Source organism: Bradyrhizobium sp. LA6.1 (assembly GCF_040547805.1).
Taxonomy (GTDB): Bacteria; Pseudomonadota; Alphaproteobacteria; order Rhizobiales; family Xanthobacteraceae; genus Bradyrhizobium; species Bradyrhizobium barranii.
Genome location: NZ_JBEPQK010000014.1, coordinates 241,623 through 247,641, shown reverse-complemented (window position 1 = coordinate 247,641; position 6,019 = coordinate 241,623). Strand labels below are relative to the sequence as shown.

At 64.3% G+C, this 6,019-nt stretch carries 6 protein-coding genes; 4 read left to right on the top strand and 2 right to left on the bottom strand.

Annotated features, from left to right (window positions below):
* The coding region (locus ABIB99_RS30210) for a chemotaxis protein CheA (protein ID WP_354179001.1) at window positions 1–2,132 on the bottom strand (2,132 nt) is incomplete at its 3' end.
* Between the two features lie 408 nt (window positions 2,133–2,540).
* Window positions 2,541–2,954 (bottom strand): response regulator, encoded by a 414-nt coding sequence (locus ABIB99_RS30205; protein ID WP_502917519.1) that lies wholly within the window; start codon window positions 2,952–2,954, stop codon window positions 2,541–2,543.
* Window positions 2,955–3,451: 497 nt separating this feature from the next.
* Here ABIB99_RS30205 and ABIB99_RS30200 point away from each other — a divergent pair, with 497 nt between their 5' ends.
* The 4 genes from ABIB99_RS30200 (at window position 3,452) to ABIB99_RS30185 (ending at window position 6,002) form a co-directional block, all read left to right on the top strand.
* Window positions 3,452–4,162, top strand: coding sequence for a Crp/Fnr family transcriptional regulator (locus ABIB99_RS30200; protein ID WP_354179024.1), 711 nt, complete (start codon window positions 3,452–3,454; stop codon window positions 4,160–4,162).
* A 191-nt stretch (window positions 4,163–4,353) separates the two neighbouring features.
* A complete protein-coding gene (locus tag ABIB99_RS30195) occupies window positions 4,354–5,052 on the top strand; it encodes a Crp/Fnr family transcriptional regulator (protein WP_038943206.1) in 699 nt (232 codons plus the stop codon).
* 152 nt (window positions 5,053–5,204) lie between these two features.
* Complete coding sequence (locus ABIB99_RS30190) at window positions 5,205–5,582, top strand: Hpt domain-containing protein (protein ID WP_354178997.1); 378 nt, start codon at window positions 5,205–5,207, stop codon at window positions 5,580–5,582.
* A gap of 171 nt (window positions 5,583–5,753) precedes the next feature.
* Window positions 5,754–6,002 carry a hypothetical protein gene (locus ABIB99_RS30185; protein ID WP_354178995.1) on the top strand — a complete coding sequence of 83 codons (249 nt, stop codon included), beginning with the start codon at window positions 5,754–5,756 and terminating at the stop codon, window positions 6,000–6,002.
* Window positions 6,003–6,019: the final 17 nt, after the last annotated feature.

The window sequence follows — 6,019 nt, the reverse complement described above, 5'->3', positions numbered from 1 at the left end:
CTCTCCATGGCGACGAGCGGCATCAGCTGCTCGCGGTACTGCACCATGTAGCGGCCGTTGCTGAACTCGATCTTGTCGGCCGGGAGCTCCTCCAGGCGGGTGACGAGCCCGAGCGGGACCGCCTTGGGCTGGGACGAGCCGGCGCGGAAGACGAGCAGCGAGGTGGTCTGCTCGCCCGATCCGATGTGATGCGCGCCGTTCTCGTCGCCCATGTCATGGGCCGAGGAGCCGGCGGCGCCGAGCGCCTTGGCAATGCCGTTGGGATCGATGATCATGATCACCGCGCCATCGCCCAGAATGGTGTTGCCGGAGAACATGTCGATGTGACGCAGTTTTGTCGACATCGGCTTCACCACGATCTCTTCGGTGTGGAACACGCCGTCGACGACGATGCCAAAGGTCTGGCTGCCGACTTGCGTGACCACGATGAAGCCGTTCTCGGGATCGGAGGCCGCGCCGTCGTCGATCTTCAAGAGCTTCTTGAGATGGATCAGCGGGAGCAGCTTGTTGCGCAATCTGAGCACCGCGGTGTCCTTGATGCGCTCGATGCGGTGCTCGCTGTTGGCGCGCGCACGGACCAGCTCGACCACCGAGAGCTGCGGGATCGCGAAGCGGTCGCCGGCGGCCTCGACGATCAGCGCCGAGACGATGGCGAGCGTCAGCGGGATCTTGATGGTGACGGAGGACCCCTCGCCGGCGACCGACTTGATGTCGATGGTGCCGCCGATCTGGTCGATATTGGTGCGCACCACGTCCATGCCGACGCCGCGGCCGGAGACCGAGGTGATGGCGGCCGCGGTGGAGAAGCCCGGCGCAAAGATGAACTTGTGGATCTGGGCTTCGCTCATCTTCTCGAGCTCGGCCTCGGTGACGAGACCTGAGGAGATCGCCTTGGCCTTGATCCTCTCGGTGTTGAGGCCGCGGCCGTTGTCGGCGATGCAGATGATGATGTGACCGCCCTCGTGATAGGCGGACAGGCGGATGGTGCCCTGCTCGCCCTTGCCGGACGCGAGCCGCTCGGCGGGGGTCTCCAGGCCATGGTCGGCGGAGTTGCGCACCATGTGGGTGAGCGGGTCCTTGATCAGGTCGAGCACCTGGCGGTCGAGCTCGGTGTCGGCGCCGTGCATCTCCAGCTCGATCTGCTTGCCGAGTTCGCTCGAGAGATCCCGGACGATGCGGGGCAGCTTCTGCCAGGCATTGCCGATCGGCTGCATGCGCGTCTTCATGACGCCTTCCTGCAGCTCGGCGGTGACGTTGGACAGGCGCTGCAACGGCACCTTGAACTCGGTGTCCTCGTTGCGGCGGGAGATCTCCAGCAGCTGGTTGCGGGTCAGGACCAGCTCGGAGACCATGGTCATCAGATGCTCCAGCGTATCCACGTTGACGCGGATCGACTGGTTGGCGATGCGGTCGCCTTCGGCGGCGCCCTCGTCGGTCATCGACTTCTTCGGCGCGGGCTTCTCCTTGGCGGGCTTCGCAGCTTCCTTGGCGGCGGGCGCGGGAGCTTCAGCAGCCAGCGCGGGCTCGGCCTTGACGACGGGGGCCGGCGCTTCGATCGCGGTCTCGCGGAAGGCGCGCTCGAGCTCGTCGAGCGAGACTTCGCCCGGACGTAAGGGACGCTCCAGGGTCTGGTCGATCAGCGAGCCCTCGGTCATTTCTTTTTCTTTCGACGGTGCAACCTTTGCTTCGACGGGAGTGGGAGCTTCCGGCACGAGCGGCGGTGCATCAGCAACAGCACCTGCGGCCATTGCCGCCATGCCCTGCTCGACCATCGCTTCCAGCTTGTCGATGAGATCGCGGTCGGTGCCTTCGGGCTCGGCTTCGGTCGCCTCGAGGCCTGACAGGATTTCCTTGATGCGGTCGATCGATGACAAGATCACCGTCACGGCCTGCCCGGTCACCGGCATGCCGTCGCGGAATTTGCTCATCAGGGTCTCGCCGGCATGCGCCAGCGCTTCAAGCCGCGGCAGACCGAGGAAGCCGCACGTGCCCTTGATGGTGTGGACCAGGCGGAAGATGTTATCCAGGATCTTGGCGTTGTTCGGCTCCTGCTCGAACTTCACCAACTGATTGTCGACGGTGTCCAGGCTCTCGCTGGTCTCCGTCAAAAACTCCCGCAACAGATCATCCATGAGCTACGCCTTACTGAGCCGGACTTCGACGCCTGGGCCGCACCTGGAGTTCGGCGGAGGTCCGCGCCTGGATCGTTAGACAACCCCTTTCACGGTCCCGTTAATTTCAGCCTCCGTGCTAATACGGATATTGAAGACAAGTTTGCGCTTCGAGGCCTGCGATAGCGTCTTGCGACAAAAGCGGCGCCGCATCTCACGCGACAGACGCAATAGGTAAACGCTCCGATAACAACACGGCGACGTGCGCGAAAAATCCCGTCGGCGAAGGACGATATGCACGGGCCGCGCGAATTGAATCAAATCACGCGCAATCAGAATCGCTCACGCGGCCGCCCGCTGCTCGCCTGCTCAATCTGCAACAGCTGCGCTTGCGGTAAACGGACGCTTATTTCGCGGCCGCCGCGATTGCTACCGCGCTAACCCAATTGCGGAGACAGCACGATGCGCCGCGAGGCAATCCTTGATGGCAGCGAGTAACGCATCCGGTGTAAACGGCTTGCGAAGGCAACGCGCAGCGCCGAGCTCCAGCGCCATCCGGAGGAAGTCGGGTGCGGGCGCGTTCAAATTTGCGAAGGCGTAGCCGGACATCGCAATCAGCGGAATGGCCGGCGCGTGCTCGTGGAAGATCCGGATCGACTCGAACCCCCGCGTGTGCGGCATGAAGATGTCGATCATCATCAGATCGACCTGTTCGTTCTCGAGAGCGCGGAGGCCGGCTTCTCCTCCGTCGGCAATCGTCACCCGGAAATGATTCCGGTGCAGATAGATCTCGATGGCCATGCACACCATCGGGTCGTCGTCGACAACGAGAATATGGTGCAGACCTGCCGTGCCCGTTTGAGTTTCCCGTTTCGGCGATTCAAACATCAAACCGTGGGCCACGCCGCTCTCCTCTGGCTGGGGTCGAAACAATTGATGGCCGCAAACGTCAACGGTCCTGTCGGGAAATCACGGGCAAGTGCGACAGTCGCGGCGTCGCGAAGTCGCGCAGACCAGTCCCGGATGGCGAGAATGCGCGCTTGAGGGGAAGCCGCAGGTGCCGGCCGGCGTCCGATGGCGGCGCAGATGCGATGCTAGCGGCTCATGACAGCCCTCTTGCCGCTTTTTCCTGCCGCCCGGCGCAAGACGGACACCCCTAATTGACGCTCGGATCAGCGTGCGATTCTCAATTTCCGCCGCAAATGCCGCAGCCTGTCTGCCCCCCAACGGGTATATGGACGGCACCACAACCTTTACAATATGTTTTGGTCGCCGTGCAACTGGATGACGCACAGGGCGCGGCGCCCGATCGTACCATCGAACGCGCCGGATTGACCTGCATGACCGCGAGCGACCACCCGTCCAACCAGTTGCTGCAAATGCTCGGCGTGGCGGATTTCGATCTGCTGCGCCCCCATCTCGCGACAGTCGAAATGGTCAGGGAATCTGTCTTGGCCGAGGCAGGCGCCGCGCTGCGACATGTCTACTTCCCGCATGGCGGATCCGTTTCGATCACGGTGGGTCTCTCCGAGGGACAGATGATCGAGGTCGCGATGCTGGGCCGCGACAGCGCCGTCGGCGCCGGCGCCGCCCTTGCCGACGGCATCGCGCCGACGGATGCCGCCGTGCTCTTCCCGGGGACTGCGTCCGTGCTCGAAATCGCGGCCTTCCGAGCGGTGGCGGCCGCAAGCGCGCAGTTTCGCGGACTGATGATCCGCCACGAGCAGGCGCTGCTCGCGCATGCGCAGCAATCGGTGCTGTGCAATACGGTGCACCCGGTCGAAGCGCGGCTGGCGCGCTGGCTCCTGCGTGCCCGCGACCTGTCCGACAGCAAGTTCCTTCCCCTGACACAGGAGACGCTGGCGCAGATGATGGGCGTACGGCGCAACGCGATTTCCCTCGTCGCAAATGCGCTCCAGCGCGCCGGCATCATTCACTACACCCGCGGCCAGATCGAGATCGTCGACGAGCGCGCATTGGAGACGAGGTCCTGCGACTGCTATGCGGCGGTGAAGGGCTGCCACGCCCGCCTGCTGGGAGCCCCGCGGTGAAGACAGCCCGGCGCAACCGGCCTGCTGCATGCCGGTGTGCACACAGTGCAGCAGAGGCGCCATCGCAACCGGACATCTTGTCCCAATTGCCAATATATCCCGACGAGAACATGATCGAACTTATCCGTGCAGCGAGCAGCCCGTTCGCTTCGAGTTCGGGGGCTGACGAGACGGAGGCAGTCTTGGAAACGATGGCGCGCCCATCCAACGGTTTCCTGTCCGCACTGTCGGCGGAGGATTACGAATTGATCCGCCCGCATTTGCGCATGATCGATCTGCCGCACGAAGCGATCCTGGTGGAGACCGGCGAAACGCTCAAGCGCGCCTACTTCCCCCACCGCGGCGTCATCTCGCTGGTGGTGAAACTCGCCAAGGGCGAGCATGTGCAGGTCGCCATGGTCGGCCGCGACAGCCTGCTCGGAACGCTCTCGACCATGGGCGATGCCTGCGCGCTGAACACGGCAATCGTGCTGGTCCCCGGTGCCGCCTCCGTGATGGACCTCGACCGGCTGCGCGACGCGGCCGACCAGAGCAGCACCTTGCGGACGCTGCTCACCCGTCACGGGCTGGCCGTCTACGCACAGGTCCAGCAGACCGCGGGCTGCAACGCCGCCCATCCGGTGGAGTCGCGGCTGTCGCGTTGCCTGCTGCACACCCATGACCTGTCGGGCGATTACCGGCTGCTGCTGACCCAGGAGGCGATGGCGCAGATGATCGGGGCGCGCCGCAACAGCGTGTCGCTGGTCGCCAATACGTTGCAGCACGCCAATTTCATCCACTACAGCCGCGGGCACATCCAGATCCTCAACCTGGACGGCCTGCGCCAGACGGCGTGCGAATGCTACGCCACCGTGAAGGCGCAGTACGACCGGCTGCTCGGCCCGCGCTGACCGGCGCTTTGGTAAACCGGCGGCTAACGCCGGCCTGCAAACACGGATCGTCCTGCTACCGGAACTGAAATTCGGATGCCCTAGACACGGGGCATGCCTCGCGCCGTACAGGCCGCGCGGCGGACGAACCGTGACCAGGACGGGCCAAAGCCATGTTTGAAGTGACAGCCGCGCCGATGCCAAAAGCGCTCGATGCTGCGCCCGCGCGCGAGCCGGGTGCCTACGAAGCGCTGGTGCGGGAGATCGGCGAGGACGGGGCCTGTGAAGTCCGTGACGTGTTCTGGAGCGAGACCTGCGCGCGTCTGCAACTGTTCCGCACGCTCTCGCTCGCGCGGCAGCTTGCCAGGATCATCCGCGAAGCGCATTCGCTGAAGAGCGCGGCCGGAACGTTCGGCTATGTCAGGCTTGCGGCGCTGGCGCTGCGGCTGGAGCAGACCGCGGAGACGCTTGGCGAGGCCGAATTCCACGGTCTCCTCGACCTGATGGATGCCGCCTACGCCGCCGCGCGCGCGCAGGAGCCGCAGGGCTAGAACCTTTTTCGTTTCGATTGAATCGGAGCGGGGCTTGCGCAAACCCTATCCACTTCGCTCGAAAACGCTCTGACCAAAACCGCGCCAAGCCCGCCGTACTTCTACGGTTTGGGATTTTCACAGATGGCTAATCATAGGTGGCGATAGTCGCCGGAAACCAGGAGGGTTTCCATGTTCACCTATGAGACTGCGGATCAGAAAGAGGTCCGTCGCTTCCGCATCGCACAGTTCAACGGCAGGACCGCGACGGTGAAGGATGGCGAGGCGACGGTGACTGGTTTCATTCGCTCGGTGCTGGAGCAGGAATCGAGCATGCCGCCGCGCTGGACCATCACGATCATTCCGAGCGCGCCGAAGGAAGAGCCCAAGTCGCTGCGGCCGCCGTCGCGGGTGCGCCCTTTCGCCGAGGATTATCTCTGAGCCCACCGGGTCCCCAG